Source organism: Streptomyces sp. NPDC058662 (assembly GCF_042716255.1).
Lineage (GTDB): Bacteria > Actinomycetota > Actinomycetes > Streptomycetales > Streptomycetaceae > Streptomyces.
The window spans coordinates 1-26,244 of sequence record NZ_JBHXRU010000090.1 but is presented as its reverse complement, the minus strand read 5'-3'; the positions used below and the strand labels follow the sequence as shown (position 1 = coordinate 26,244).

General features: G+C 74.2%; 23 protein-coding genes and 1 pseudogene. 19 read left to right on the top strand and 5 right to left on the bottom strand.

Features of this window, described 5'->3' with window-relative positions:
• From ACFWUQ_RS25320 to ACFWUQ_RS25265, 12 genes and pseudogenes are all read left to right on the top strand, one after another.
• Nucleotides 1-353, top strand: a pseudogene (locus ACFWUQ_RS25320) (hypothetical protein); the annotation flags it as partial.
• A 48-nt stretch (nucleotides 354-401) separates the two neighbouring features.
• Nucleotides 402-827: a phage tail protein gene (locus ACFWUQ_RS25315; protein ID WP_384542186.1), complete on the top strand. Its 426-nt coding sequence runs from the start codon at nucleotides 402-404 to the stop codon at nucleotides 825-827.
• 84 nt (nucleotides 828-911) lie between these two features.
• Nucleotides 912-1,646 carry a LysM peptidoglycan-binding domain-containing protein gene (locus ACFWUQ_RS25310; RefSeq protein ID WP_384542183.1) on the top strand — a complete coding sequence of 245 codons (735 nt, stop codon included), beginning with the start codon at nucleotides 912-914 and terminating at the stop codon, nucleotides 1,644-1,646.
• A complete protein-coding gene (locus tag ACFWUQ_RS25305; RefSeq protein WP_384542180.1) occupies nucleotides 1,643-3,460 on the top strand; it encodes a VgrG-related protein in 1,818 nt (605 codons plus the stop codon). The genes ACFWUQ_RS25310 and ACFWUQ_RS25305 overlap by 4 nt, the downstream gene beginning before the upstream one ends.
• 94 nt (nucleotides 3,461-3,554) lie before the next feature.
• A complete protein-coding gene (locus tag ACFWUQ_RS25300) occupies nucleotides 3,555-3,872 on the top strand; it encodes a PAAR domain-containing protein (RefSeq protein ID WP_384542178.1) in 318 nt (105 codons plus the stop codon).
• Nucleotides 3,872-4,294 (top strand): GPW/gp25 family protein, encoded by a 423-nt coding sequence (locus ACFWUQ_RS25295; RefSeq protein WP_384542175.1) that lies wholly within the window; start codon nucleotides 3,872-3,874, stop codon nucleotides 4,292-4,294. The genes ACFWUQ_RS25300 and ACFWUQ_RS25295 overlap by 1 nt, the downstream gene beginning before the upstream one ends.
• Nucleotides 4,294-6,267, top strand: coding sequence for a putative baseplate assembly protein (locus tag ACFWUQ_RS25290; RefSeq protein ID WP_384542173.1), 1,974 nt, complete (start codon nucleotides 4,294-4,296; stop codon nucleotides 6,265-6,267). The genes ACFWUQ_RS25295 and ACFWUQ_RS25290 overlap by 1 nt, the downstream gene beginning before the upstream one ends.
• A complete protein-coding gene (locus ACFWUQ_RS25285; RefSeq protein WP_384542172.1) occupies nucleotides 6,264-6,836 on the top strand; it encodes a phage tail protein I in 573 nt (190 codons plus the stop codon). Before ACFWUQ_RS25290 ends, ACFWUQ_RS25285 begins: the two co-directional genes overlap by 4 nt.
• A gap of 953 nt (nucleotides 6,837-7,789) precedes the next feature.
• Entirely contained in the window at nucleotides 7,790-8,506 is a 717-nt protein-coding gene (locus tag ACFWUQ_RS25280; protein WP_384542170.1) for an NADase-type glycan-binding domain-containing protein, read from the top strand.
• Nucleotides 8,507-8,541: 35 nt separating this feature from the next.
• A complete protein-coding gene (locus ACFWUQ_RS25275) occupies nucleotides 8,542-9,099 on the top strand; it encodes a GNAT family N-acetyltransferase (RefSeq protein ID WP_384542167.1) in 558 nt (185 codons plus the stop codon).
• 41 nt (nucleotides 9,100-9,140) lie between these two features.
• Nucleotides 9,141-9,905, top strand: a complete 765-nt coding sequence (locus ACFWUQ_RS25270) for a Mut7-C RNAse domain-containing protein (protein ID WP_384542165.1) — start codon at nucleotides 9,141-9,143, stop codon at nucleotides 9,903-9,905.
• Nucleotides 9,906-10,100: 195 nt separating this feature from the next.
• Nucleotides 10,101-11,612 carry an FAD-dependent oxidoreductase gene (locus tag ACFWUQ_RS25265; protein WP_384542162.1) on the top strand — a complete coding sequence of 504 codons (1,512 nt, stop codon included), beginning with the start codon at nucleotides 10,101-10,103 and terminating at the stop codon, nucleotides 11,610-11,612.
• A 17-nt stretch (nucleotides 11,613-11,629) separates the two neighbouring features.
• Here ACFWUQ_RS25265 and ACFWUQ_RS25260 read toward each other — a convergent pair whose 3' ends face one another.
• Nucleotides 11,630-12,001 carry a hypothetical protein gene (locus ACFWUQ_RS25260; RefSeq protein ID WP_384542160.1) on the bottom strand — a complete coding sequence of 124 codons (372 nt, stop codon included), beginning with the start codon at nucleotides 11,999-12,001 and terminating at the stop codon, nucleotides 11,630-11,632.
• A 337-nt stretch (nucleotides 12,002-12,338) separates the two neighbouring features.
• Here ACFWUQ_RS25260 and ACFWUQ_RS25255 point away from each other — a divergent pair, with 337 nt between their 5' ends.
• Nucleotides 12,339-12,674 carry a YnfA family protein gene (locus ACFWUQ_RS25255; protein ID WP_384542157.1) on the top strand — a complete coding sequence of 112 codons (336 nt, stop codon included), beginning with the start codon at nucleotides 12,339-12,341 and terminating at the stop codon, nucleotides 12,672-12,674.
• 70 nt (nucleotides 12,675-12,744) lie between these two features.
• The gene (locus tag ACFWUQ_RS25250; protein ID WP_384542154.1) at nucleotides 12,745-13,509 is read left to right on the top strand and encodes an SDR family NAD(P)-dependent oxidoreductase; all 765 of its coding nucleotides are present in this window, start codon (nucleotides 12,745-12,747) and stop codon (nucleotides 13,507-13,509) included.
• 198 nt (nucleotides 13,510-13,707) lie between these two features.
• Here ACFWUQ_RS25250 and ACFWUQ_RS25245 read toward each other — a convergent pair whose 3' ends face one another.
• Together ACFWUQ_RS25245 and ACFWUQ_RS25240 are read right to left on the bottom strand one after the other, a co-directional pair.
• The gene (locus ACFWUQ_RS25245; protein ID WP_384542151.1) at nucleotides 13,708-14,820 is read right to left on the bottom strand and encodes a glycosyltransferase; all 1,113 of its coding nucleotides are present in this window, start codon (nucleotides 14,818-14,820) and stop codon (nucleotides 13,708-13,710) included.
• A 45-nt stretch (nucleotides 14,821-14,865) separates the two neighbouring features.
• A complete protein-coding gene (locus ACFWUQ_RS25240) occupies nucleotides 14,866-16,362 on the bottom strand; it encodes a glycosyltransferase family 39 protein (RefSeq protein WP_384542148.1) in 1,497 nt (498 codons plus the stop codon).
• 256 nt (nucleotides 16,363-16,618) lie between these two features.
• Here ACFWUQ_RS25240 and ACFWUQ_RS25235 point away from each other — a divergent pair, with 256 nt between their 5' ends.
• Nucleotides 16,619-17,419 carry a hypothetical protein gene (locus tag ACFWUQ_RS25235; protein WP_384542147.1) on the top strand — a complete coding sequence of 267 codons (801 nt, stop codon included), beginning with the start codon at nucleotides 16,619-16,621 and terminating at the stop codon, nucleotides 17,417-17,419.
• A 133-nt stretch (nucleotides 17,420-17,552) separates the two neighbouring features.
• Here ACFWUQ_RS25235 and ACFWUQ_RS25230 read toward each other — a convergent pair whose 3' ends face one another.
• Complete coding sequence (locus ACFWUQ_RS25230) at nucleotides 17,553-18,746, bottom strand: RtcB family protein (protein WP_384542144.1); 1,194 nt, start codon at nucleotides 18,744-18,746, stop codon at nucleotides 17,553-17,555.
• Between the two features lie 191 nt (nucleotides 18,747-18,937).
• Between ACFWUQ_RS25230 and ACFWUQ_RS25225 the strand changes: the two genes are divergently transcribed.
• The 3 genes from ACFWUQ_RS25225 (at nucleotide 18,938) to ACFWUQ_RS25215 (ending at nucleotide 22,439) form a co-directional block, all read left to right on the top strand.
• Nucleotides 18,938-19,849, top strand: coding sequence for a DUF3558 domain-containing protein (locus ACFWUQ_RS25225; RefSeq protein WP_384542141.1), 912 nt, complete (start codon nucleotides 18,938-18,940; stop codon nucleotides 19,847-19,849).
• Between the two features lie 113 nt (nucleotides 19,850-19,962).
• Nucleotides 19,963-20,742, top strand: coding sequence for a DUF3558 domain-containing protein (locus tag ACFWUQ_RS25220; protein WP_384542139.1), 780 nt, complete (start codon nucleotides 19,963-19,965; stop codon nucleotides 20,740-20,742).
• 203 nt (nucleotides 20,743-20,945) lie between these two features.
• Nucleotides 20,946-22,439 (top strand): DUF2637 domain-containing protein, encoded by a 1,494-nt coding sequence (locus ACFWUQ_RS25215; protein WP_384542137.1) that lies wholly within the window; start codon nucleotides 20,946-20,948, stop codon nucleotides 22,437-22,439.
• An 80-nt stretch (nucleotides 22,440-22,519) separates the two neighbouring features.
• Here the strand turns inward: ACFWUQ_RS25215 and lysS are convergent, their stop codons facing one another.
• A complete protein-coding gene (gene lysS, locus ACFWUQ_RS25210; RefSeq protein WP_384542134.1) occupies nucleotides 22,520-24,250 on the bottom strand; it encodes a lysine--tRNA ligase in 1,731 nt (576 codons plus the stop codon).
• Between the two features lie 178 nt (nucleotides 24,251-24,428).
• Here lysS and argS point away from each other — a divergent pair, with 178 nt between their 5' ends.
• Nucleotides 24,429-26,201, top strand: coding sequence for an arginine--tRNA ligase (argS, locus tag ACFWUQ_RS25205; protein ID WP_384542131.1), 1,773 nt, complete (start codon nucleotides 24,429-24,431; stop codon nucleotides 26,199-26,201).
• The last annotated feature ends 43 nt before the right edge of the window (nucleotides 26,202-26,244 follow it).

The window sequence follows — 26,244 nt, the reverse complement described above, 5'->3', positions numbered from 1 at the left end:
TGGTGCAGCCGGCCCCGGCCGCCTCGTCGGCGCGGCCCGTACCCGTGGTGCGGCCCCCCCGACCGGAGGCCGCCGCGACGCCGGGAGCGCCCGGATCCGCGCCCCCGGCCGGCACCCACCGGGCGGGCCCGCCACCGGTGCAGCGCGACACGGGCGCCTTCCGCCCGGCCGCCGTGCAGGGCGCCGCGGCGCCCGCCCGGTCCCGGGATCCGCGGGACGCGGCGCAGCAGGGCGGCGACCTGGATCTCGACGATCTGGCGCGGCGTCTGCTCGACCCGGTGGCCCGCCTGCTGCGCACCGAGTTACGGCGCGGCCGCGAACGCGCGGGCAGGCCCTTCGACGGCCGCCGCTGAGAACCGGGACGAACGAGCAGGGACGAACGAGGAACGGACGACGGACCGATGACGGACAACATCTTCGCGAGCAGCGTTTTCTTCCGGCTGGCGATCGGGGGCAACGACCTGGGCGCCTTCCACACCTGCTCCGGCATGGGCGCCGAGGTCGAGATGGAGAGCTACGCCGAGGGCGGCAACAACGGCTTCACCTGGCAGCTGCCGGGGCGGGTGACCTGGTCGAACATCACCCTGACCCGGCCCGTCACCGCCGACACGGCGAAGATCGGCCGCTGGCTGGACGAGACGCTGCGGCGGGTCGAGCCCAAGGACGGCGAGATCGTGGCGCTGCGCCCGGACCTGAGCCGGATCATCAGCTGGCAGGTGTTCGGGATCGTCCCGGTGCGCTGGCAGGGCCCGTCGTTCGACCCCGCCCAGTCCCAGGCCGCGGTGGAGACCCTGGAGATCGCCCACGCGGGCCTGCTGCCCTCCTGACCGCCCCTCCTCCGCGCCGCCCGCTCCTCCTTGCCAGCCACCCGCCCCCGTCCTCCTCGCCGCTCCGGAAAGGGAGTCCACGCCATGGCCTCATCGGCACGTGCCGGCCGCGCCCGGGCCCAGCTCACCCTCAAGGAGCCCCCCGCCTCGGTCGGGGCCAAGCCCGGCGGAACGATCGCCAAGCTCGACCTGCAGTTCAACCCGTCGACCCTGCAACTGGGCAAGACCACCGAGTGGCGGCGGTCGCCGTCCCGGATGGCGGGGCAGTCGGCACTGCCCGAGTTCGTGGGCAGCGGGCCGCGCACCCTGAGCCTGGAGGTGTTCCTCGACGCCACCGCCACCCACGACAACTCGGTGGAGCAGGCCGTGGAGAAGCTGATGAAGGCGTGCGTGCCGACTCCGGCCAGCCTCGGACGCAAGAAGCCGGCGAGTCCCTGGGTGCGCTTCGAGTGGGGCAGCGCGCGGACGACCTCGTTCGACGGGGTCCTGTCGAACCTGTCGGTCTCGTACACGCTCTTCGACGTGGACGGCAAGCCGCTGCGGGCCACCTGCTCGCTGTCCATCGAGGAGGCGAGCGTCGACCCGGCCGGCCAGAACCCGACCTCCGGAGCCCGCACCGCCCGCAGCACCCACCTGGTGGTGGCGGGCGACAGTCTGGCGATGCTGGCCTGGCGCGAGTACGGGGACGCGACGGCGTGGCGGGCCATCGCAGAGGCCAACGGCATCGACGACCCGATGGCGCTCGCCCCGGGCACCGAGCTGATGGTGCCGGGGCTGCGGGACGCGCCCTACGGCGAGGACGAGGAGGGACAGCGATGAGCCCGTCCGTATCCGGGGGCCGCTCGTTCGCGGCCGACCCGATCATCGAGGCACCCGGTGAACTGCCGCCCGTCTGGGCGGCGCAGCTGGTGAGCTGCGTGGTGGACGAGAACGTGGCGCTGCCGGACACCGCGGTCCTCACCTACCGCGACCCCGACCACGAGTTCCTGCGCGCGACCGGCATCACCATCGGCAGCCCGCTGCGGGTGTCGGTGATGACGGTCAAGGGACAGGCGCGGCAGCGGCTGTTCAACGGCGAGGTCACGGCCCTGGAGATCGACCGGGACCGCACGGGCTCGTTCACCGTCGTCCGCGCCTACTCCAAGGCCCACCGCCTCCAGCGCGGCCGCAAGGTCGTCGCGTACCGGAACATGACGGCCGCCGCCATCGTCCGCAAGGTGGCCGCCGGAGCGGGACTGGCCGTCGGGAAGGTGGAGGCCGCGCCGGTGACCTACGCGCAGCTGTCCCAGGCGAACGTCTCCGACTGGGACTTCCTGCAGTTCCTCGCCGGGGAGAGCGGCGCGCGGGTGCGCGTCGACGACCAGGGCGTACTCCAGTTCACCCGGCCGGCGAAGGCGTCCGGGGCGCCCGCCCCGACGACGTCGGCGACGCGCGACCCGATGGTCCTGGAGTACGGGCGGAACCTGCTGGCGCTGCGCGCCGCGCTGTCGGCCGCGGACGGTGCCTCGAAGGTCCAAGTGCGCGGCTGGGACGTGACCACCAAGCGGCCCCTGGTCGCCGAGCAGCCGTCCGTCATCAGCGACACCGTGGTGCCGGGCCTCAATCCGGCGTTCGCGGCCCGGTTCGGGAAGTCGGCCGTGGCGGTCACCGACACCTCCTACCGGACGCAGGCCGAGACGACGGCCGTCGCGAGCGCGGCGGCGGCCCAGATCAGCTCCGGCTTCGGCGAGTTGGAGGCGGTGGCCGAGGGCAACCCGCTGCTCCGGGCGGGCAAGCCGGTGGCCCTCGGCAACGTGGGGCAGGCGTTCTCCGGCCGGTACACGGCGACGGCCGTGCAGCACGTGCTGGAGCCGCACGGCGGCTACCGGACCACCGTGTGGGTCAGCGCCAGCCCGGACCGCTCCCTGACCGGCCTGGTGACCGGCGCCAACGCGCCGGGGCGCGGCCCGCGCATCCCGGGTCTGGCGACCGGTGTGGTGACGGACGTGCGCGAGCCGAACGGCTCCCAGCGCGGCGCGGTCCGCCTGAAGTTCCCCTGGCTGGACGACACCTACGTCAGCGACTGGGTGCGCACCGTGCAGTGGGGCGGCACGGGCGGCGGCGGCGTGGTGAGCCCCGAGGTCAACGACGAGGTACTGGTCGGCTTCGACCAGGGGCTCCTCGACAGCCCGTACGTCATCGGCGGCCTCTACAACGGCGTCGACCAGCCCTCACCGCATGACGTGCCCCTGGTCGACAGGACGAGCGGCAAGGTCAACCGCCGCTCGGTCGTGTCTCGTTCGGGCCACCGGGTCGAGCTGCTGGACGCGGCGGCGCCGGGCCCCTCCGGACTGCGGCTGGTGACCGGCGACGAGCGGCTCGAAGTACGCATGGACGACCGCGGGGACCGGATCGAACTCACCGTGTACGCGGGCCGCAAGCAGCCGCTGACCTCCGTCGTGATGGACCGGGACGGCATCACCCTGGACGCCGGCCGGGGCACCGTGAAGGTGACCGGCCGCCAGGTGGACATCGACGGCACCGCCGGGGTCAGCATCGGCGGCCGGTCGGTCAAGGTGGCCGGAACCGCCGAGGTCACCGTCGACGGCGGCCTGCTCGCCGTCCTCAAGGCCCGACTCGTCCGCATCAACTGAGCCCCGCGCCCCGCCGACCCCGTGAGACCGCCGCCGTGAGACCGCCCCCGTCCCCCGCCCCTTGTGCCACGACCGCCTTCCCCGAGGAGACCCGATGCCAGCCGCAGCCCGTACCGGCGACCCCACCGACCACGGCGGCCGGATCGCCACCCCGCCGCCCGGGGCCGCCCCGCGGGTGGCGACGGTGCTCATCGGCGGGCTCCCCGCCGCCGTCACGGGCAGCCTGCACGTCTGCCCGATGGGGCCGCACGCGGCCCTGGGACCGGCCAACGTGATCCTGCCCGTCCCGACCGGGCCCGCGGCGGGCGCGGTCCTCGTCGGCGGGCTGCCCGCCGCGCGGGCCCGCGACCGGACCGCGTGCGGCGCGATGGTCCTGACCGGCGCCGCCACCGTCCTGATCGGAGGCGTGTGATGAGCGACCGGTTCATCGGACGCGGCTGGGCGTTCCCCCTGCGCGTCGGACCGACCGGCGGGATCGCCATGGTCGAGCGGGAACGGGAGCTGGAGGAGGCCATCCGGCTCGTCCTGGGCACCGCGCCCGGCGAGCGGCCGATGCGGCCCGAATTCGGCTGCGGCATCCACGAGTACGTCTTCGCCCCCGGCGACGGCGACACCGCCGGGCGGGTCGCCCAGCAGGTGCGCGAGGCCCTGGAGCGGTGGGAGCCCCGTATCGCGGTCGACGAGGTCGTCGTGGCCTTCGACTCCGTGGACGCGGGAACCCTCTACATCGATGTGCACTACACGGTGCGCACCACCAACGACCGGCGCAACCTGGTCTTCCCCTTCTACACGATCCCCTCCGAGGAGGGGGCCGAGGAAACGGTCGCCGACTGATGGCCCTGCCCTCCCCCAATTTGGACGACCGTCGGTTCCAGCAACTCGTCGACGAGGCGAAGCGGTACGTGCAGCAGCGCGCGCCGGAGTGGACCGACCACAACGTCTCCGACCCGGGCGTCACACTCATCGAGACGTTCGCCTACCTCGTCGACCAGCTGCTGTACCGGCTGAACCGGGTGCCCGACAAGAACTACCTGGCCTTCCTCGACCTGCTGGGCATCCGGTTGTACCCGCCCTCGGCCGCCGTCGCCGACGTCGACTTCTGGCTGTCGGCCCCGCAGCCCGAAACGGTGACGCTGCCGGCGGGCACCGAGGTGACCACCGCCGCGGGCGAGACCGAGGAGGCGGCGGTCTTCGCCACCACCGACGAACTGCGGATCCTGCCGAGCGAGTTGATCCGGCTGGTCACCGCTCCGCGCACCGGTGAGTTGACGGACCGGACCGGCGCGCTCGCCGAGGGCCGCGACACACCGTGCTTCCAGGCGACCCCCGAGCCCGGCGACGCCCTGCTGTTCGGGCTCCCGACGGCGGTGCCGCGCTGCGTGGTCGCGGTGCGCCTGGACAGCCGCGTCGAGGGCGTCGGCGTCGACCCGCGCCAGCCCCCGCTGGTGTGGGAGGCCTGGGACGGCGGCCGCTGGCAGCTCTGCGAGACCGGCTCCGACAGCACCGGCGGACTCAACCGGCCCGGCGAGGTCATCGTCCACGTACCGGCCGGGCACACGGCGTCGGTGATCAGCGGGACCCGCGCGGGCTGGCTGCGCTGCCGGGTCACCGAGGCCGAGCCCGGCCAGCCGTTCTACTCCGACTCCCCGACCGTGCGCGAGGCCGCCGTCTTCACCGTGGGCGCCACGATGGCCGTGGAGCACGCCGAGCGGGTGACCGACGTACCGCTCGGTGCGTCGGAGGGGGTGGCCGGGCAGACGTTCCGGGTCGGCCGCCCGCCCGTGCTCCTCGACGGCGAGCCCCCGGTGGTGGAGGTGTCCTCCCCCGACGGGTGGCAGCGCTGGGACGTGGTGGACCACTTCGGCCGCTCGGGGCCCGACGACCGGCACGTGCGCGTGGACGCCGCCACCGGCGAGTTCGCGTTCGCGCCGGTGCTGCGGGAGGCGGACGGCACCCTGCGCCCCTGCGGTGCCGTACCGCCCAAGGGCGCCCAGGTCCGGGTGGCCCGCTACCGCACCGGGGGCGGCCCGGCGGGCAACGTCTCCCGCGGCGCGATCTCCGTCCTGCGCAGCTCCGTCCCGTACATCGCCCGGGTCGGCAACCGGGAGGCGGCGCGCGGCGGAGTCGCCGGCGAGACCGTCGACAACGCGAAACTCCGGGCACCGCAGACACTGCGCACCCAGGAGCGCGCGGTGACCGCCGAGGACTACGAGATCATCGCCCGGCGGGCGGCGCCCTCGGTGCGCCGGGTCCGCTGCCTGCCCGCCGCGGACGCGAGCGGCGGGGGCGGGGCGGGCGCGGTACGGGTCCTGGTGGTCCCGGACGCGGTGGCCGACGAGGGCGACCGGCTCCGCTTCGAGCAGCTGATCCCCTCCGACCAGGTGCTGGCCGCGATCACCGCGGCCCTCGACGAGCGGCGCCTGATCGGCACGCGCCTCGCCGTCCAGCCGCCCGTCTACCAGGGCGTCACCGTGGTCGCCCGGCTGTCGGCGCCCCCCACGGACGCCGACCGCGTGCGCGACGCGGCGCTCGCGGCGCTGTTCCGGCACCTCGACCCGCTGCACGGCGGCCCCGACGGCGCCGGCTGGCCGTTCGGGCGGCCGGTGCAGTACGGCGAGGTGTTCGGCGTACTGCAACGCGCCATCGGGGACGTCCTGGTGGAGGAGATCCGCCTGTTCGCCGCCGACCCGATCACCGGGCGGCGCGGCGCACCCGTCGACCGGATCGACATCGGCGCGGGCGCGCTGGTCTTCTCGTACCAGCACCAGGTCGTCGTGACGGCGCCGCAGCCGGGGGTGCACGGATGAGCCGGGCCGCGGTACCGGGCCTGCCGAGCCGGCACCCGATCGGCGACCAGCTGCCCGCGCTGTACGCCGACGACGACTTCGCGCAACGGTTCACGGCGGGGCTGGACACGGTCCTGGCCCCGGTGTTCGCCACCCTCGACAACCTGCCCGCCTACTTCGACCCGCGGCTGGCCCCGGCCGACTTCCTGCCCTGGCTGGCCTCCTGGGTCGGTGTGGTCGACGACGCCCGGTGGCCGGTCGAGCTGCGGCGCGAGGCGGTGGCCCGCGCCGTGGAACTGCACCGCCGGCGCGGCACCCGGCGGGGCCTGGTCGACGCCCTGCGGCTGGTGCTGGGCGTGTCGGCGGAGGTCAGCGGTGACGGCGGGGCCACCTGGTCCCGTACGGCCGGCGCCGACCTGCCCCCGCCTGCGGACGAGGAGGCCCTGGTACGGGTGTGGGCGACTCCGGGGGGAGGGGCGCCCGCGGTGGACGCGGACCGGGTCCGCGCGCTGGTGCGCACCCTGTGCCCCGTGCACACGGTCTGCCGGGTGGAGGTCCTGACGGGACCGCCCGGGGAGGAGGGGAGATGACGGCGGTGCGAGCGTGTCCCGTGTGCGGGGCGTCCAACGGCCCGACGGACGACTTCTGCGGCAACTGCGGCGGCTACCTGGGCTGGTCGGACTCCCCCCCGACCGCACCCCCGCCCCCCGCACCCGTCCCGAACACGGGCCCCGTCACGGGGCCGGGGGCCGGCACCGACCCGGCTCCGACGGCGGGGCCCCGTACGGGAGGCGGCACGGCTCCCGTAGCGGGGGCCCGTACGGGTCCCGGCACGGCCCCGGGAACAGGCCCCGGCACGGCTCCCGAGGCGGGGGCCGGCCAGCACCCCGGTCCGGGGAGCGGGGCGGGGACCGGCACGGACCCCGCGCCGGGTCCCGGCACGGACCCCGCCCCGGGTCCCGGCACGGGTAGCGGCGGGCCCACGGGGGCGCGTGCGAGAACGGCGCCCGGGCCACAGGCGGGCACCGCTACCGGCCCGGAGCCGCGCACCGGCACGGGTCCGCGTACCGGCACGGGCACAGGTACCGGCACGGGGCCGGGTACGGGTACGGGTACCGGCACGGGCACGGGCACGGGTACCGGCACGGGGCCAGGCACGGGCACGGGCACCGGTACGGGGCCAGGCACCGGCACAGGTACCGGCACGGGGCCAGGCACGGGCACGGGCACCGGTACGGGGCCAGGCACCGGCACAGGTACCCGCTCGGGCACGGCTCCGCGCACCGGCACGGAGTCCGGCACCGGCACCGGATCCGCCGCCCCCCGGGCCACCCCCGGGCCCCGCGCGACGAGGCCGGCCGCTTCCGTACCGCCCGCCGCCCCGGCGGCAGCGGCGAGGCCGGCCACCCCCGCGCCCCCCGCCGTACCGCCCGCCGCCCCCGCGGCAGTCGCCCCGGCGGCACCCGCACCGGCGGCAGTCGCACCCCAGCCCGTCCTACCCGCGAAGGCCGCTGCGGCGCGACCCGTCGTACGCCGTCCCGCGGTGAGCGACGACGACACGGCCGGGCTGCCGTGCCCCGCCTGCGGAACGCCCAACCCGCCCGAGCGCCGCTTCTGCCGCCGCTGCGCGGCGCCCCTGGCTCCCGCCGCCGCACCGGCCGCCCTGCCGTGGTGGCGCACGGTCTGGCCGTTCCGCCGCCGGACCCGCGCGGGCTCCGGCCGGCTGGTGCGCTTCCTGGTGGTCCTGACCGTGGTGCTGGCCCTGTGCGCGGTCGGCTTCCTGCTGCTGCCGGCCGGACGCCACCTGCTGGAGGACACCCGGGACAAGCTCTCCAAGGCCAAGCCGGTGACCGCGACCCGCGTCGAGGCGAGCGCCGAGGTGCCCGGCCACCCGGCGGTCCACGGCACGGACGGGCTCAGCAACCGCTACTGGGGCGCGCCCGGCGCCGGCGCCTCGGTGACGTACACCTTCGCCAAGCCGTTCCGCCTGGTCGATGTGATCGTCACCAACGGCGCCTCGTCCGCGCCCGAGGAGTACGCGAAGCAGGGACGTGCGCTGCGGATCGACATGGAGGTGACGGCCCGGGACGGCCGGCAGGTCCACAGGAAGCTCGTGCTGAGCGACAAGCCCGGACCCCAGACCTTCCCCACCGGCGTCAGCGACGCCGTGACGATCCGCCTGACCCTCGCCGAACCGGCGGGGGCCGCCCAGGGCCGCCACCTCGCCCTCGCGGAGGTGGAGTTCTTCCAGCGGAGCTGACCGCCGGCGGCAGCGCCGGCGGTAGGGTCCCGGGCATGGTGCGGACACGGGGTGCGGTGCGGCTGACGCCGTGGGGGCCGGAGGACTTCTGGCTGCTGCGGCGGAAGAACGCGGCCGAGATGACGACGTACCTGGGCGGACCGGAGAGCGAGCCCAAGCTCCTCGACCGGCAGCGGCGGTACGAGGCCCTGAGCGCGCGGGAGCCCGGGGCCGGGCGGATGTTCCGCGTGGACCTGGTGGCGCCGGACGGGAGCGGGGAGCCGGTCGGGTCGATCGGCTTCTGGGAACGGGAGTGGCGGGGCGGGCCGGTGTACGAGAGCGGCTGGGGGATCCTCCCGGAGTTCCAGGGCCGGGGCCTGGCGGTGGCGGCGCTGGCGGAGCTGCTCGCGCACCTCCGCGAGCACGGCACCCGCGAAGCCGTCCACGCCTTCCCGGGCACGGACCACGCGGCTTCCAACGCGGTGTGCCGCCGGGCGGGCTTCACCTGCCTGGGCCCGGTGGACTTCGAGTACCCGCCGGGAGTCCCCCATCCCAGCAACGACTGGCACCACCCCCTGCCCGGGGCGGCGCGGCCGGCGGGCGCGGCGGGATAATACGGCCGCGGGCAGGGGTCCGGCAGTGGCATGCTGGCAGCGTGAACGGACCCGGTATTCAGCTCACCCTCGCCCCCGACCTGCGCCTGTTCGCGTCGCCCAGCCGCCGCGGCGAGCGCGTACCGACCGCGACCGACGGTGCGTCCAGCCTGGGGCACGTCGTCGAGTCGACCGGTGTTCCGCTCACCGAGGTCGGCCGGCTGGTCGTCGACGGGCGGGAGGTGCCCGTCTCCTACGTGCCCCAGGACGGCCAGTGCGTCGAGGTGTTCGGGGTCGACCGCCCCCAGCACGTCCCCGGCGCTCCGCTCCGCTTCCTCCTCGACGTCCACCTGGGCACCCTCGCCCGGCGGTTGCGCCTGCTCGGCGTCGACGCCGCGTACGAGAACGAGGACATCGGCGACCCGGCCCTCGCCACCCGCTCCGCCGCCGAACAGCGCGTGCTGCTCTCCCGTGACCGCGGACTGCTGCGCCGCCGCGAGATCTTCGCCGGCGCGTACGTCTACAGCGACAACCCGGACGAGCAGCTCCGCGACATCCTCGGCCGCTTCGCACCCGTCCTCACGCCCTGGACCCGCTGCACGGCATGCAACGGCCCCCTCCAGGAGGCGGACAAGGACAGCGTGGGCGATCGCCTGGAACACGGCACGCACCGCTCCTACGACGTGTTCGCGCAGTGCACCGACTGCGAGCGCGTCTACTGGCGCGGCGCCCACCACGCCCGTCTGGAGCGGATCGTCGACGAGGCCCTCGTCGAATTCGGCACGGCCGGCGCGGCGGGCACCGGCGGAGCGCCGAGCGGCGCCTGAGCGCCGAGCGGCGCCTGGACGTCAAGCAGCACCTGCGCCAAGCAGCGCCTGAACGTCGAGCGCGGCCTGGCGCGACGCCCCGCGGCGCGGCGCCCCCGCGCCCCGCCCGGCCGACGCGTCGCGCGGGACGGGGCCGGGGACCGGTTCCGCCCGGTTCCGGGCCGGGGAGGGCCCCGGCTGGCAGACTGCCGGGGCATGACCACCGTTGCAGAGGAACCGCTCGATGTCGCCGTCGTGGGCGCCGGGCCCACCGGCCTGCTCCTGGCCGGGGACCTCGCCGCCGCCGGACTCTCCGTCACCGTGCTCGAACGCCGACCCCGCACGGCCGCCAACCTCACCCGCGCCTTCGCCGTGCACGCCCGCACCCTCGAACTGCTCGACGCGCGCGGACTCGCCGACGAACTCGTCGCCCGCGGCCGGCGGATCGACCGCATCAGCCCCTTCGGTGGCATGGCCCTCTCCCTCCAACGCCTCAACACCCGCTATCCGTTCGTCCTCATCACCCCTCAATATGAGACAGAGAAACTCCTGGAGCGCCGCGCGCTGTCCACAGGTGTGGACATCCGGTACGACTGTCAGTTCGTAGGACTCCAGCAGGACTCGGACTCCGCCTCCGTCACCCTGGCCGTCCGTACCGCCGCCGGCGCCCTGACCACCCTCCACGCCCGCCACGTCGTCGGCGCCGACGGGGTCCGCTCCGCCGTCCGCGACGCCCTCGGCCTCCCCTTCCCCGGCCACGCCGTCGTCCGCTCGATGATCCTGGCCGACGTGCGGCTGACCGACCCGCCCGCCGAGCTCCTCACCGTCAACGGCACGGACGACGCCTTCGCCTTCCTCGTGCCCTTCGGGGACGGCTGGTACCGCGCCATCGGCTGGCGCCGCGAACGCGCCGGGACCCCGGCCCCCGCCCCCGGCGATCCCGTCGACCTCGACGAGCTGCGCGCCATCGCCCGCACCGCCCTCGGCACCGACCACGGCATGCACGGCCACCGCTGGATCTCCCGCCTCCAGAGCGACGAACGCCAGGTCCCCCAGTACCGCCTGGGCCGCGTCCTGCTCGCGGGCGACGCCGCGCACGTGCACTCCCCCGCGGGCGGGCTCGGCATGAACACCGGCCTCCAGGACGCCGCCAACCTGTCGTGGAAGCTCGCGGCCGTCCTCCACGGCCGGACCCCCGACCCCGAGGGCCTCCTCGACAGCTACCACCGTGAACGCCACCCGGTCGGCGGCCTCGTCCTGCGCGTCAGCGGCGCCATCGTCCGCTCCGCCATGGCCACCGGCCCGGCCCCCCGCACCGCACGCCGTCTCGGCGCCGCGCTGCTCCCCCGCCTCGGACCCGTCCAGGACCGCGCCCTTGGCCTGGTCAGCGGCATCGGGATCGCCTACCCGCCGCCGCCCGGCACCCGCCGCCCGGCCGGCCGGCGCGCCCCCGACCTGGCCCTCGCCCACGGGCAGCGGCTCTACGAAGCCCTGCGCACGGGCGGCTTCGTCCTGGTCACGCCGCCCGGCGCGGCCACCCCGCCCGGAACCCCGCTCGCCCACCGGCACTGGCGCGCGGACGGACGTACCGCCTGCGTCCTCGTGCGGCCCGACGGATACGTCGCCTGGAACGCGCCCCGCGCCACCGACGCCGAACTCGCGACGGCGGTGGCCGCCTGGCTGCTGCCCGACCACGCCCGCCCGGACACGGACCCGAAGCCGGCCTGAGGCCGTGGCCCCGCGCCTCAGAAGGCGTACGAGTCGCCTGTGTCCAGCGCCAGCACCACGTGCTCGTTGTTCGCCAGGTTCCGGTCCGTCGCGCCGCCGTTCCACCACGTGTCCACGCGCAGCACCACCTCCGCCACCGGGTCCCGCAGTTGCAGCGCCATCCCGATGTGCCGGCCCCGCCCGTGCGGCGGCAGCGGTCCCGTCTCGCACATCACCTCGCGCACCCCCGCGCGCACGCACCCCGGGGCGAGCTCCTGCCGGTCGGCGAGGTCGGCGGACAGCCTGATCCGCACCGCCGCGTTGGGCAGCGCCGCCGGGCCGTCGTTGTGCGGTACCAGCCACACGCGCAGTCGCCCCTCGCGCAGGGACACCCGCCCCCGGTAGGCCACGTCCGCCTCCGGCCCGGCCCACCCGGCCGCGACCGGTTCCCCCGAAGGACCCGGCACCCCCGCGGCACCCGCCGCACCCGCCGGAGCACCCGAAGCGCCCGAAGCACCCGAAGCACCCGGAACGGCCGACGCCAGCCCGCCCGCCCCGGCCGCCGCCCCGAGCGCCAGCAACCCGGCCACCACCACACTGCGTACGGCACCACGGCGCACCGACACCACCTCCTCGCGCGAACGCTAACCAGCACCACCCCGGCCCGGTCGGACCATCACACGAACGAGGGCGCGCCTCCCCCATCTGCACCCGCCCGCCCCGCCGGCGTTGCATACCCTTTGCGCCATGCTCATCGCCCGCTCCGCCGCCCTGTTCGCCCTCGCCGCCCTGCTGGAGATCGGCGGCGCCTGGTTGGTCTGGCAAGGGGTCCGCGAGCACCGGGGCTGGGCCTGGATCGGCGCCGGCGTGGTCGCCCTCGGGCTCTACGGCTTCGTGGCCACCCTCCAGCCCCAGGGCGACTTCGCCCGGGTCCTGGCCGCTTACGGCGGTGTCTTCGTCGCGGGTTCCCTCGTCTGGGGCGCGGTCGCCGACGGCTACCGGCCCGACCGCTGGGACATCGTCGGCGCCCTCGTGTGCCTTGCCGGGATGGCCCTGATCATGTACGCGCCGCGCGGTCGCTGACCCGTGCCTATGCTGGCGGGGAACCGCCCGTACGAATGACCGAACCACCCCACGACCGAGGAGCCCGCACATGAGCACGGCCGCCACCCGAACCGCCGTAGTCACCGGCGCGAGCAGCGGCATCGGCGCGGCCACCGCCCGGCAGCTCGCCGCGGCCGGCTACCACGTCGTCCTCACCGCCCGCCGCAAGGACCGCATCGAGGCCCTGGCCGCAGAGATCGGCGCGGCCGGGCACTCCGCCTCGGCCCACGCCCTCGACGTCACCGACCGGGCCGCCGTCGACGCCCTCGCGGCCTCGCTCGACCGCTGCGACGTGCTCGTCAACAACGCGGGCGGCGCCCTCGGCGCCGAGCCGGTCGCCACCGGCGACCCCGCCGACTGGCGCACGATGTACGAGGTCAACGTCATCGGCACGCTGCATGTGACCCAGGCCCTGCTCCCGGCGCTCACCGCGTCCGGCGACGGCACGGTGGTCGTGCTGTCCTCCACCGCGGGCCACTCCACGTACGAGGGCGGCGCCGGCTACGTCGCCGCGAAGAACGGGGCCCGCGTCCTCGCCGAGACGCTCCGGCTGGAGATCGTCGGACAGCCCGTACGCGTCATCGAGATCGCCCCCGGCATGGTCAAGACGGAGGAGTTCGCCACGACCCGCTTCCGCGGCGACACCGACAAGGCCGCCAAGGTCTACGCGGGCGTGGCGCAGCCGCTCTCCGCCGACGACGTGGCCGACACGATCACCTGGGCGGTGACCCGCCCCAGCCACGTCAACATCGACCTCCTGGTGGTCCGTCCCCGCGCCCAGGCGTCGAACACGAAGGTCCACCGCGAGCTGTGACGCGCCGCGCGGCGCGTGCCGCCCCCCGCAAGGTAGACACGCGCCGCGCGACCCGGCCCCGACCCCTCGGACCGCTCCCGCCGCCTCCAGGTGCGGCGGGAGCGGCGCGACAAGCACGCGGGGTCTCCCCCTGCCGCCCACTCTGGTCTGGACCAACTCCCGCCGTCAAGCCCCCGGTTGCGCCGCGCGTCCGCCCGGTCAGGCGTCCACGAGCCCCCTCGCGCCGATCCTCTCCCGCGCGAACTCCAGGTTCCTGCTGACGCGTTCGCGCTGGTCGGCGGGGAGCTTGGTGCCCGCGAGCAGCCGCTGCGCGCAGTCCGCGGACTCCTCGTACTCCCCGACCCAGAAGGCCGCCACCGCGAGCTCGTCGAGCGCGCGCCAGTCGTACCAGTCGAACTCGACGAACAGCACGTCCGCCGGATACGGGATCCGCGCCGCCTGCCGCGCGAACAGGTACGCCAGCGGCCAGCGCTCCCCGCCCACCCGGCACAGGCGCGCGAGGTCGCCGAGGGCCTCCGCCCGCCCGGGGCGGCTCTCGTGCGCGCGCAGGTAGCGGTCCACGACCTCGCCCGGCGGCCGGCCGAGCGCCTCCGCCAGCCGCGCGGCGTAGAGGCGGGCGCAGAAGACCTCCTCGGCGAAGCCGCCCATGCCCGCGCGCCGGTCGTACGCGGCGAGCGACTTCTCCGGCTCCCCGGCGTCGCGCCAGGTCTGGGCGAGGTAGAAGACGTAGCGGGAGTTGTCGGGTTCCGCGGCCAGCCCCGCCTCCAGGACCTCGGCGTCGCGCAGGTACTTGGCGCGCAGCCCGTCCTTGAGCCGGGCGCCGCCGCCCACCGAGCGGATGTGGGCGCCGCGCAGCGTCCCGGTCCCGTACGGCATCCCGCACTCGATGTACTCGTGCAGGACGCCGACGTAGCGCCAGGGCAGCCGGGTCGACACCAGGGCCGGGCGGTAGTGGATGATCGGCCCGTCGTGCAGGGCGACCCGGTACGCGTCGTGCGTCAGCGGCGGCATGCGGAAGCCCGGTTCGACCTCCATCAGGTCGTCGGCGTCGATGAAGAGCAGGTAGTCCGCTCGGTCGCGCGCGAGTTCGATGGCCTCGCTGCGGCTCACGTCGAAGCCCTTGAAGGGACGTTCGTGCAGGGTGCCCGGCAGATCGCCGAGCACCTCGCGGATCACGTCCTGCGTGCCGTCCGTCGAACCGGTGTCGACGACGACCCAGGAGTCGATCAGCGGGCGCACGGATTCCAGACAGCGCCGGACGACCGCCGCCTCGTCCTTGACGATCATGTTCAGGCAGACCGTTGGTGTCACAGCCCATCCACCTCTGTCCTGTGAAGTCGCGAAACGATGGGGGATCTACGGTGTGCGCTCCAGGAGCGCCACGGTCAGGCCGCCGAGCCGTTCCGTCCCGTACGTGGTGTAGCGCGCCCGCAGCACGCGTGCCTGGCCGGCCGGGACCGCGTCCAGCGGGTCGGCATGGCTGCCCGGCACCACGACCCAGATCCGGCGCTCGCCGCGGAGGCAGCCGGCCGGGCGGGCGCAGTGGACCGGGTACAGCTCGTCGTTCTCGGCGGCCGTCGAGGCGAGGAACACCTCCCGCGGCCCGGTGCCCCGCCGGAGGTAGTAGCGGACTCCCTGGTCGAGCATCCAGGGCGCGCCCCTGACGTAGACCGCCCCGTCGCCGGGGCGCAGGTACGTCCGGATGGTCCGCGCCGCTCCCGCGTAGTCCGCGCCGTGCGGGACGTCGTGCTCGAACTCCCCGCGCATCCGGCGCTGGTCGGGCAGGACGAGCACGGCGAGCACGGCCAGGCAGACCCCGGCCGTCAGCCAGGACCGCGTCGCTCCGGCCAGTCCGGCGCCCGCCAGCAGCGCCCAGGCCGGCACGGTGAACAGGAGGTACTGGAAGCGGAAGTAGGAGACGTCCCCGTGGGAGGCCGCCCACAGGACGAGCGGGGGCGCCAGCACCGTCGTGACGCACAGCAGGAGGGCCTCGGGGCGCCCCTTCCACGCCAGGGCCGCCAGCGCGACCACCGCCCCGGCGCACAGGGTCGAGGCGAACAGCTGGGGCCAGATCCCGGCCAGGCCCCACCCGTCCGGCTTCGCCAGCCAGAACAGCTGGCGGGACGCCTGCGAGCGGCCGAGCAGGATCACCGGGACGGCGCAGGCGACGCCCGCCGCAGCCGCGAAGCCGAACCCCCACGGCACCCGTCGCTCGCGGCGGGCGCGCAGGAGCACCAGCGCCAGGTGCGCCGTCAGCACGGTGAGCACGATGAGGTGGAGCAGCCCCGCGGCCGCCACGCACAGCCCGTACGCGGCCCAGCGCCACCCGGACCGGGACGCGTCCAGCGCCCGGAGCAGCAGCAGGGTCGCGAGGGTCGCGGCCAGGACCACCAGGGCGTAGCCGCGGGCCTCGTGGCCGAACCGGCTCACGGCGGGGACCAGGGCGAGGAGCAGGCCCGCGCACAGCCCGGCGCGCGGGGTGAGGATCCGGCGCCCGATCAGCGCCACGACGGCCGCGGTCGCGCTCATGGCCAGGGCCGAGGGCAGGCGCAGGGCGGTGTGCGAGTCGCCCCACACGGCGATCCACCCGTGCATCAGCAGGTAGTACGCGCCGTGCACGGCGTCGACGTGGTGCAGCAGGGACAGGATGCGGGTGGTGCTGCGTGTGCCCACGTCCCAGGTGACCAGTTCGTCGGTGCCCAGTTGCGGGTCGCCGATGCCCCAGAGCACGAAGGCCAGCGTGGCGAGCGCCGGGCACAGCCACAGACCGGGTGTTTCCTCGAAGCGCCGCCGCCGCCTCGTCCGGTCCGGCCGGCTCTGCGAGGACGGAGCGGGACGGGTGAGAGTCGTCACGGGACAGTCATAGCCCCGCCCCGGCGCCGCTCGGGGTCTGCCACGGACCGATCATCGTGTGTTCGCCTGATCAGCCCCGGATCCGGCGCCGCGCGCGGGGGCGGCCCGCCGCCATCGGGCCCCATCCGATAAGCCGATGTGATGATCCGCCTGCGTGGCTCCCGCGCCGGGGCGGGCGCGCCCTCGAATGATGCCGGAGGAGGCGTGAACGCCTCAGGGTCGACCCACCCAACCGGTTTCCACGAGGAGCAGTCACATGAGTTCCGAGAAGAGGACCCCACTCCGCTTCGGCCCCCTCCCCCGGCAGGGGAGATGGCTGGCCGGTGGCGCGGTGGCATCGCTGGCCGTGGTGATGCTGGGCTTCGCCACGCCCGCGGTCGCGATCTCCGAACGGTCGCCGGCGGCCGGCGCGGCCCCCGCGGACGCGGGCGGTGACTCGTGCCGGGACGGCAGGGGCCCCAACGGCGCCGCCGACGTCAAGGGGTTCGGCGACGACCGCCACGACAAGGACAAGTGCAAGGGCGCCACCGGCCCCACGGGCCCCACCGGGCCGACGGGGCCCCCCGGTCCGGCCGGCGGCGCGACCGGCCCCACCGGCCCCACGGGGCCGACGGGCCCCGCCGGCTCCTGCGTCGACATCTCCACCTCGTGGGACGAGGCCGAGGTCAAGTACACGGGCGTACTGACCCCCGACGGCACCGCCTGGGCCGGGGTGTACGACTTCGACGCGGACAACCCGAACGAGCCGGCCTACACCTGGTACGACCTCACCAGCGGGGCAGTGAACTACCCGGCCAACCCCTGCGGGATCACGATCGCGGAGACCGCGAACGACGTCACCGTGCAGGTGGTCACCACCGGCGGGCAGGTCTGGGAGACCACGTGCGAGGTGGACCGGGGTGAGCCCGACCTGCTGGAGTGCCCCGACCCGCTCGTCTGGACCCCGGCCAACCCCCAGCCGCCGGGAACCACCCTCCTGAACCGCGCCCCGCAGGTACCCGGCATCAGCGCGCCTTCCGCCGACAAGGGCCTGGCGAAGAGCTCGAAGGCCTCCTGACCCACCGGAACGAACCCGCACCCCCGTTGTGTGCCGTGCCCGCCAGCCGCCGGGCACGGCACACGCGCGTGGCGGCCGGGCAGCCGCACCGGCGCGGAGCCGGGCGCCGGGGCGGCGGGGCTCCGGCGCGGGGTCAGCCCTTCACGCAGATGACCTGCTTGATCCGGGCGACGACCTGCACCAGGTCGGTCTGCTGCTCGATGACCTGCTCGATCGACTTGTACGCGCCCGGGATCTCGTCCACGACGCCCGAGTCCTTGCGGCACTCCACGCCCCTGGTCTGCTCGGCCAGGTCCCGCGCGGAGAAGCGCTTCTTCGCCGCCGTCCGGCTCATCTTGCGGCCCGCCCCGTGCGAGGCGGAGTTGAAGGACTTCTCGTTGCCGAGCCCCTTCACGATGTACGAGCCCGTCCCCATGGAGCCCGGGATGATCCCGTACTCGCCGCTCCCGGCGCGGATCGCGCCCTTCCGCGTGACCAGCAGGTCCATCCCCTCGTACCGCTCCTCCGCCACGTAGTTGTGGTGGCAGCTGATCTCCTGCTCGAAGGAGACCTTGGCCTTGCGGAACTCCTTGCGGACGACCTCCTTGTACAGGCTCATCATCGCGGCGCGGTTGTACTGCGCGTACTCCTGCGCCCAGAAGAGGTCGTTGCGGTACGCCCGCATCTCGGGAGTCGCCGCGAGGAACACCGCCAGGTCCCGGTCGACCAGGCCCTGGTTGTGGGCCAGCCCGCGCGCCACTCCGATGTGGTACTCGGCCAGCTCGTTGCCGATGTTGCGGGATCCGGAGTGCAGCATCAGCCAGACCGAACCGGCCTCGTCGAGGCAGAACTCGATGAAGTGGTTCCCCCCGCCGAGCGTTCCGATCTGCCTGGTGGCCCGCTCGTGCCGGAACTTGACCGCGTCCGTGATGAAGTCGAAGCGCTTCCAGAGATCGTCGTACCCCTCCACCGAGAAGCCGTACAGGCGCGCCGGGTCCACGGCCTCCTTGTGCAGGCCCATGCCCACCGGGATCGCCTGCTCGATCCGCGACCGCAGCTTCGAGAGGTCCCCGGGCAGGTCGTTGGCCGTCAGGGAGGTCTTCACGGCCGACATGCCGCAGCCGATGTCGACACCGACCGCCGCCGGGCAGACCGCGTCCTTCATCGCGATGACCGACCCGACCGTGGCGCCCTTGCCGTAGTGGACGTCCGGCATGACCGCCAGGCCCTTGATCCACGGGAGGGTGGCCACGTTGCGGAGCTGCTGCATCGCGCCGTCCTCGACCGACGCCGGGTCCGTCCACATCCGGATGGGAACCCGCGCCCCCGGAACCTCTACATACGACATAACAGTTCAATCCCCCGAAAACCACAGAAAATTCTGAATACGCAAAAAGCCTCGCTCTTGATCTCAAATACGACAGGAGACCGGCGCCGGCACCAGCGTGTGCGGTAGACATTGTGTCCACCCGCGTCCGAAGCGCGGCAACGTATTTTCCTGACCGTCGGGTGGCCGCCGGTCGAAGGGAGTCATGGGACGTGCAGCGCAAGGCGGTACGGCGAGTCCTGCCCGGCATGGCGATGCTCGCCGCACTCGCGGCGGGCGCGACCGGCCTGACCGGGTGCACCAGCGGCTCCGGTACGGGGGGCACCACCGACGCGAAGGCGGGCGGCAATCCCGCCGCGCCCGCGCAGCCGGGGAAGTACCGCAGCCTGCCCGCTCCCTGCAAGGCAGTCGACGCCAAGCGCCTCAGGGCCATGCTGCCGGCCGCGGAGACCCTGACGGGCCCGGAGCTCGACCAGCTGTACGCCGGCACCGCGGACGCCTCGTACGACGGCGACCGGCGCGTCGGCTGCCGTTGGACCGCGCAGAACGCCGAGGAGACCCGGCTGCTGTCGGTCGGCTTCGAGCGCGTGGTCTCCTACGACCGGGCCGTCGCGAGCGACGACGACAAGGCGCACCAGGTGTACGTCCGCCAGCTCACCGACGCCCACCTGCCCTTCCCCGGCCCGATCCCCACCGCGCCCGCCACCGGGACCGCGGCGGCCCCGCCGAACCCCCCGGGCCCGGGCACCGGCGCCGGTACGCCGCCCCCCGGCGGTGCGGCCGCGCCCGGCGGCACACCGGCCCCCGGAGGCACACCGGCGCCCGGAGGCACGCCCGCCGGTTCGGCCGCGCCCGGCGCGAGCCCGTCGGCCCCGCCCGTGCTCGGTTCACGCGTCCTGGAGGGCCTGGGGAACGAGGCCTTCCTGGACGACAAGCTGGGCTCGGCCGGCGCCACCGCCGCCCAGGCCCGCACGGTGCGGATTGTGTTCCGCACCTCGAATGTCCTCGTCACCGTCGAGTACAGCGTGCAGCCCGCGCTGCCCGGCGTGGTCCCGCCGGCGCCCGAAACCCAGGACACGGCACGGCAGTTGGCGCAGGCCCTGGTCGCGCGCTTCAACGAGTGAACCGGGCACGGACCGGTCCGGCGTGACGGCGCGCACAGCAGCCGCACACGCGGTCGGGCTACCTTTGTTCGGGTCCCGCGTCCGAAGACGATCCCCAACGCACTGAAGGAACCATGCACCGATCAGCCTCGCGCCTCACCCGTGTCCTCGCCTGCGCAGCCGTCCCGGTGATCCTCACCGTCGCCGGGTGCTCGTCCGACTCGGGCAAGGGCTCCGGCTCCGGCTCGGGCTCGAACGGCGGCAAGAAGTCCGATTCCTCCTCGTCCGCCAAGCCCAACGCGAAGCCCTCCGCGGCCCTGGCGAAGGCCGCCTACGGCACGCTGCCGGACCCGTGCAAGGCCGTCGCCACCGGGACGGTCGAGACGCTCGTCCCCGAGGCGAAGGACAAGAACGGCACCGCCACCAAGTCGAACGACCTGGCCAGCCGCGCCAGCTGCTCCTGGAACGGCCTGGACGAGGACGGCCTCAAGGGCTCCCAGTACCGCTGGCTCTCGATCTCCCTCTTCCGCTACGACTCGCACGCCTCCCTCGGTGACGCGAACAAGCGCGCCGAGGAGCAGTACAACAAGCAGGTCGAGACGGCGAAGGCGGCCGAGGGCGCGCAGAACGTGAAGGCCGAGCCGGCGGGCGGGATCGGCGACCAGGCCACGTCCGTCCTCCACACCACGAAGAAGGACGTCGACTTCTTCAACACGACGATCGTGGCGCGCACCCAGAACGCCGTGGTCACGCTCGACTACAACGGCGCGGCCTACGAGGGGGCCGGGGCGCCGGATCAGGCGAAGCTGCTCCAGGACGCCATCGCGGCGGCGAAGGAGACCGTGGCCTCGATCGACGCCGCCAACAAGCAGGCCGCCCCGGAGCAGCCCCAGTCCCCGCAGCCGCAGCAGTAGCCCCGGCCGTGGCGGTCCGGGCATTGGCGGCCCGGGCATAACGGTCCGGGCAGGAGCGGGCCCGCCCGGGACGCTGACAGCGGGTCACCCGTACGCTGTGCCTGCCGCAGCTCGGTAAAGGCTGGGTAAGCGCTCGGCACGTGAGCGGACGTGCCCCACAGGGCGCGTGCTCGACGAAGGGGAGGGGATCGCGGGTGGCCGCGATGGAGCTGACTCGTACGCACCGAATACTCATCGGCGTCGTCGTCGCCGGGGCCGTGGTCATCGCGGCCATCGGTTTCGCGGGCTCGTACTCGGCGGTGCGCGCGCTCGCCCTGCAGAAGGGGTTCGGCAGCTTCTCGCTGGTGTTCCCGATCGGCATCGACGCGGGCATCTGCGTCCTGCTGGCCCTGGACCTGCTCCTGACCTGGATCCGGATCCCCTTCCCCCTGCTGCGGCAGACGGCCTGGCTGCTGACGGCGGCGACGATCGCCTTCAACGGCGCCGCGGCCTGGCCGGACCCGCTGGGCGTCGGCATGCACTCGGTGATCCCGATCCTGTTCGTGGTGACGGTCGAGGCCGCCCGGCACGCGGTGGGCCGGATCGCGGACATCACGGCGGACCGCCACATGGAGGGCGTGCGCCTCACGCGCTGGCTGCTCTCCCCCGTCCCCACCTTCAAGCTGTGGCGGCGGATGAAGCTGTGGGAGCTGCGCTCCTACGAGCAGGCCGTCGCCATGGAGCAGGACCGGCTGATCTACCAGGCGCGGCTCCAGGCGCGGTACGGGCGGGCCTGGCGCCGCAAGGCCCCCGTCGAGGCGCTGATGCCGCTGCGCCTGGCCCGGATCGGCGTGCCGCTCGCGCAGACCGCCCCCGAGGGGCTGGCGGCGGCGGGCATCGAGCCGCTGCTGCTGCCCCCGGCGGACACCCGGAGCCAGACACCGCCCTCCGTGGGGGCCGCATCGGCCCCCGCCCTGCCGGCCGCCCCGGCGGACCCCGCCCAGCATGCCGCCGGTCCGCACGCCGCTGGTCCGCAACCCAGCTGGTCCGACCACCCCGATCCGCGGCACGCCCCGACGGGACCCGCCGGATCCGAGCACGCCGGATCGGCGCACGCCGGGTCCGAGCACGCCCGGCCGCAGCCGCAGTCCGCCGGGCCGTTCCCGACGGCCGCGCAGCCGCAGCCGCACCCCGCCGAGGCCCTCGCCCCGGCCCCCGCGCCCTTCGCCGTGGACCCGACCGCCATGCCGGCGGCGCACAACAGCGCCTGGTTCGCCGGGCCCCGCGCCCCGCAGGCGGCGTACGAGGGCGGCTACCACCCCCTCACCGCGCCGCAGGAGGAGCAGGAGCAGGAGCAGCCGGCCCCGGAGGCCGGCGCGCCCGTACCCGAGCCGGGGATCCCGGCCCCCCGCCGCACGGACGCCCCGCAGGCGCCGACGGCCCCGCGACCCCAGCCGGCCCAGGACGCCCAGGCCGCCCCCACCCCGCCGGAATCCCCGGAGACCCCGGACGAGGCCCAGTTCGGCGAGGCCGCGTACCAGGTGTTCTGCGCGCTGGTCGACGAGAAGCAGGACTACCCGTCGGCGGAGTCGCTCGACATACACCTCTCGGACCGCTACGGCGTCGTCCACCCGCGCAGCGGCTCCCTGCTGCGCCGGATGATCCCCGCCTTCAAGATCCGCTACCACAAGGACCGCGAGGCCGAGCACATCGCCTAGAGCCCCCGGCCCGCCCCCCACGCACAAGGGCCCGCACCCCGAGGGGTGCGGGCCCTTCCGTGTCGGGGGGGTGTGCCCGGTCAGGCGGCGAGCAGTTTGCGGACGCGGTCGGCGCCGACCGCCAGGAGCAGCGTGGGCAGTCGCGGTCCGGTCTCCCGGGTCACCAGCAGCCGGTAGAGCAGCGCGAAGAACGTCCGCTGCGCGACCTTGAGTTCCGGCGTCGGCTTGGCGTCGGCTTCGAGCCCGGCCATCACCTTCGGGACCCCGTAGACGAGCGTGGTCAGCCCGTCGAGGGACCAGTGCGAGTCCAGGCCCTCCAGCAGCAGCCGCAGCGACTCGCGCCCCTCGTCGTCCAGCGACGACAGCAGCTCTGTGTCGGGCTCCTCGCGCACGAGGGTCCGCTGGTCGGCCGGGACCTGGGTGGTGATCCAGTTCTCGGCACGGTCCAGGCGCGGCCGTACCTCGTCCAGCGAGGTCAGCGGCTTCTCCGGCTCCAGCTCGCTGAGGATGCGCAGGGTCTGCTCGTCGTGCCCGGCGGTGACGTCGACGACGGACGCGAGCGTCCGGTACGGCATCGGCCGCGGGGTCCGCGGCAGTTCGGCGGCGGCCGTGCGGACGGCGCGGGTGTGCGCGGCCGCGTCGGCGGGCAGCACGGAGCCGTCCGCCACCTTGGACTCCAGCTTGTCCCACTCGTCGTAGAGCCGCTGGATCTCCTGGTCGAAGGCGATCTTGAAGGACTGGTTCGGGCGGCGGCGCGCGTACAGCCAGCGCAGCAGCTGCGGCTCCATGATCTTGAGCGCGTCGGCCGGGGTCGGGACCCCGCCCTTGCTCGACGACATCTTGGCCATGCCGCTGATGCCGACGAACGCGTACATCGGCCCGATCGGCTGCTCGCCGCCGAAGATGTGCACGATCTGGCCGCCGACCTGGAAGGACGAGCCGGGCGAGGAGTGGTCGACGCCGGACGGCTCGAAGACCACGCCCTCGAAGGCCCAGCGCATCGGCCAGTCGACCTTCCAGACCAGCTTGCCCCGGTTGAACTCGCTGAGCGCGACCGTCTCGGTGAACCCGTCCTCGGTGCAGACGTAGGTCATCTCGGTCGACTCGTCGTCGTAGGAGGTGACCTTGGTGAAGTCCTTGCCGCACTGGCCGCAGTACGGCTTGTACGGGAAGTACCCGCCCTCGCCGGTGCTCCCGTCGTCCTCCGCCGCCGCGCCGGAGCCCTCGGCGGCCTCCAGCTCGGCCTCGTCGACCTGCTTCTGCTGGGGCTTCTTGCCGCCCGGCTTCTGCTTGGTGCGGTACTGGTCGAGGACGGCGTCGATGTCGCCCCGGTGCTTCATCGCGTGCAGCACCTGCTCGCGGTAGGCGCCGGTGGTGTACTGCTCCGTCTGGCTGATCGGGTCGTACTCGACGCCCAGCTCGGCCAGCGCCTCGACCATGGCGGCCTTGAAGTGCTCGGCCCAGCTGCCGTACTCCGACCCGGCCGGGGCGGGGACGGCGGTCAGCGGGCGGCCGATGTACTGGCCGTAGGTCTCCTCGTCGACGCCCGGGATGCCCTTGGGCACCTTGCGGTAGCGGTCGTAGTCGTCCCACGAGATGACGTGGCGGACCTCGATGCCCCGCCGGCGGATCTCGTCGGCGACCAGGTGCGGGGTCATGACCTCGCGGAGGTTGCCCAGGTGGATCGGGCCGGAGGGGGAGAGGCCGGACGCGACGACGACCGGTTTGCCGGGGGCTCGGCGCTCCGCCTCGGCGATGACCTCGTCCGCGAAACGGGAGACCCAGTCGGTCTCGGTGCTGCTCTGCGCCACGACACGTCCTTCTATCTCGAATGCTGGCTCCAGCCATTCTCCCAGACGGAACAGGCCGCTCCGGGGTTGCTCGGCGGCCCGATATCCCGGAAGGCCGGGCGCACGCGCGTGGGATACTCGGCACTTGTCGGAACACCCAAGTGCACTCACCGGCACCACCTCACAGGAACGGCAGCTCATGGCCTCGGTCCCTTCCCTCGCCTCCTCCGTCGATCAGCGCGTCGCGGACGCCCTCGCCTCGGCCCTGCCGGAGGCCCGTGGCGCCGACCCGCTGCTGCGACGAAGCGACCGGGCCGACTTCCAGGCCAACGGCATCCTGGCGCTCGCGAAGAAGGCGAAGGCCAACCCGCGCGAGCTGGCGGCGACCGTGGTCCAGGGCATGGCGGCGACCGGTGACCTGATCCAGGAGATCGAGGTCTCCGGCCCCGGCTTCCTCAACATCACCGTCACCGACCGGGCGATCATCGAGACCCTGGCGGCGCGCGCCGCCGACGACCGCCTCGGCGTCCCGCTCGCCGCGAACCCGGGCACCACGGTCATCGACTACGCCCAGCCGAACGTCGCCAAGGAGATGCACGTCGGGCACCTGCGCTCCGCCGTGATCGGCGCGGCGATGGTGGAGATCCTGGAGTTCACGGGCGAGAAGGTGGTCCGGCGCCACCACATCGGCGACTGGGGCACCCAGTTCGGCATGCTCATCCAGTACCTGATGGAGCACCCGCACGAGCTGGACCACAAGTCCTCGGACGCGTCGGCGGAGGTCTCCGGCGAGGAGGCCATGTCGAACCTGAACCGCCTCTACAAGGCCTCGCGCGCGCTCTTCGACTCCGACGAGGAGTTCAAGACCCGCGCCCGCGCCCGGGTGGTGGACCTCCAGGCCGGCGACGCCGAGACGCTCGCGCTGTGGCAGCGGTTCGTCGACGAGTCGAAGATCTACTTCTACTCCGTCTTCGACAAGCTGGACATGGACATCCAGGACCAGGACGTGGTCGGCGAGTCCGGCTACAACGACATGCTGGTCGAGACGTGCCGGCTGCTGGAGGAGTCGGGCGTCGCCGTCCGCTCCAACGGCGCGCTGTGCGTGTTCTTCGACGACGTCAAGGGCCCGGACGGCAACCCGACCCCGCTCATCGTGCAGAAGTCGGACGGCGGCTTCGGCTACGCCGCCACCGACCTGTCGGCGATCCGCGACCGCGTCGGCGACCTGGCCGCCACCACGCTGATCTACGTGGTCGACGCACGCCAGTCCCTGCACTTCAAGATGGTCTTCGAGACGGCGCGCCGGGCGGGCTGGCTGAACGACGGGGTCAAGGCCGTCCAGCTGGCGTTCGGCACGGTCCTCGGCAAGGACGGCAAGCCGTTCAAGACCCGCGAGGGCGAGACGGTCCGACTGGTCGACCTCCTGGACGAGGCCATCGACCGCGCGGCGGCCGTCGTGCGGGAGAAGGCCCAGGACCTGACCGAGGCGGAGATCGCCGAGCGGGCCGTCCAGGTCGGCATCGGCGCGGTGAAGTACGCGGACCTCTCCACCTCCGCCGCGCGTGACTACAAGTTCGACCTGGACCAGATGGTCTCGCTCACCGGTGACACGTCCGTGTACCTCCAGTACGCGTACGCCCGTATCCAGTCCATCCTGCGCAAGGCCGGGGACGCGAAGCCCGCCGCGCACGCCGGGCTGGCACTGGCGCCGGCCGAGCGGGCCCTCGGCCTGCACCTGGACCACTTCGGCGAGCTCCTCGCCGAGGCTGCCTCCGAGTACGCGCCGCACAAGCTGGCGGCGTACCTGTACCAGGTGGCCTCGCTCTACACGACCTTCTACTCGGAGTGCCCGGTCCTCAAGGCGGACACTCCGGAGCAGGTCGAGAACCGCCTGTTCCTGTGCGAGCTGACGGCCCGCACCCTGAGCAAGGGCATGTCCCTCCTCGGCATCCGCACCCCCGAGAAGCTCTGAGCCGCGCCCGCCCTGTACGGCGACCCCGCCTCCCCGTCCGGGA

Bases quoted from the DNA above. Each gene is read 5' to 3' on its own strand.
- ACFWUQ_RS25315 (WP_384542186.1), top strand. From the start codon at position 402: ATGACGGACAACATCTTCGCGAGCAGCGTTTTCTTCCGGCTGGCGATC.
- ACFWUQ_RS25310 (WP_384542183.1), top strand. From the start codon at position 912: ATGGCCTCATCGGCACGTGCCGGCCGCGCCCGGGCCCAGCTCACCCTC.
- ACFWUQ_RS25305 (WP_384542180.1), top strand. From the start codon at position 1,643: ATGAGCCCGTCCGTATCCGGGGGCCGCTCGTTCGCGGCCGACCCGATC.
- ACFWUQ_RS25300 (WP_384542178.1), top strand. From the start codon at position 3,555: ATGCCAGCCGCAGCCCGTACCGGCGACCCCACCGACCACGGCGGCCGG.
- ACFWUQ_RS25295 (WP_384542175.1), top strand. From the start codon at position 3,872: ATGAGCGACCGGTTCATCGGACGCGGCTGGGCGTTCCCCCTGCGCGTC.
- ACFWUQ_RS25290 (WP_384542173.1), top strand. From the start codon at position 4,294: ATGGCCCTGCCCTCCCCCAATTTGGACGACCGTCGGTTCCAGCAACTC.
- ACFWUQ_RS25285 (WP_384542172.1), top strand. From the start codon at position 6,264: ATGAGCCGGGCCGCGGTACCGGGCCTGCCGAGCCGGCACCCGATCGGC.
- ACFWUQ_RS25275 (WP_384542167.1), top strand. From the start codon at position 8,542: ATGGTGCGGACACGGGGTGCGGTGCGGCTGACGCCGTGGGGGCCGGAG.
- ACFWUQ_RS25265 (WP_384542162.1), top strand. From the start codon at position 10,101: ATGACCACCGTTGCAGAGGAACCGCTCGATGTCGCCGTCGTGGGCGCC.
- ACFWUQ_RS25255 (WP_384542157.1), top strand. From the start codon at position 12,339: ATGCTCATCGCCCGCTCCGCCGCCCTGTTCGCCCTCGCCGCCCTGCTG.
- ACFWUQ_RS25250 (WP_384542154.1), top strand. From the start codon at position 12,745: ATGAGCACGGCCGCCACCCGAACCGCCGTAGTCACCGGCGCGAGCAGC.
- ACFWUQ_RS25235 (WP_384542147.1), top strand. From the start codon at position 16,619: ATGAGTTCCGAGAAGAGGACCCCACTCCGCTTCGGCCCCCTCCCCCGG.
- ACFWUQ_RS25230 (WP_384542144.1), bottom strand. From the start codon at position 18,746: ATGTCGTATGTAGAGGTTCCGGGGGCGCGGGTTCCCATCCGGATGTGG.
- ACFWUQ_RS25220 (WP_384542139.1), top strand. From the start codon at position 19,963: ATGCACCGATCAGCCTCGCGCCTCACCCGTGTCCTCGCCTGCGCAGCC.
- ACFWUQ_RS25215 (WP_384542137.1), top strand. From the start codon at position 20,946: ATGGAGCTGACTCGTACGCACCGAATACTCATCGGCGTCGTCGTCGCC.
- argS (WP_384542131.1), top strand. From the start codon at position 24,429: ATGGCCTCGGTCCCTTCCCTCGCCTCCTCCGTCGATCAGCGCGTCGCG.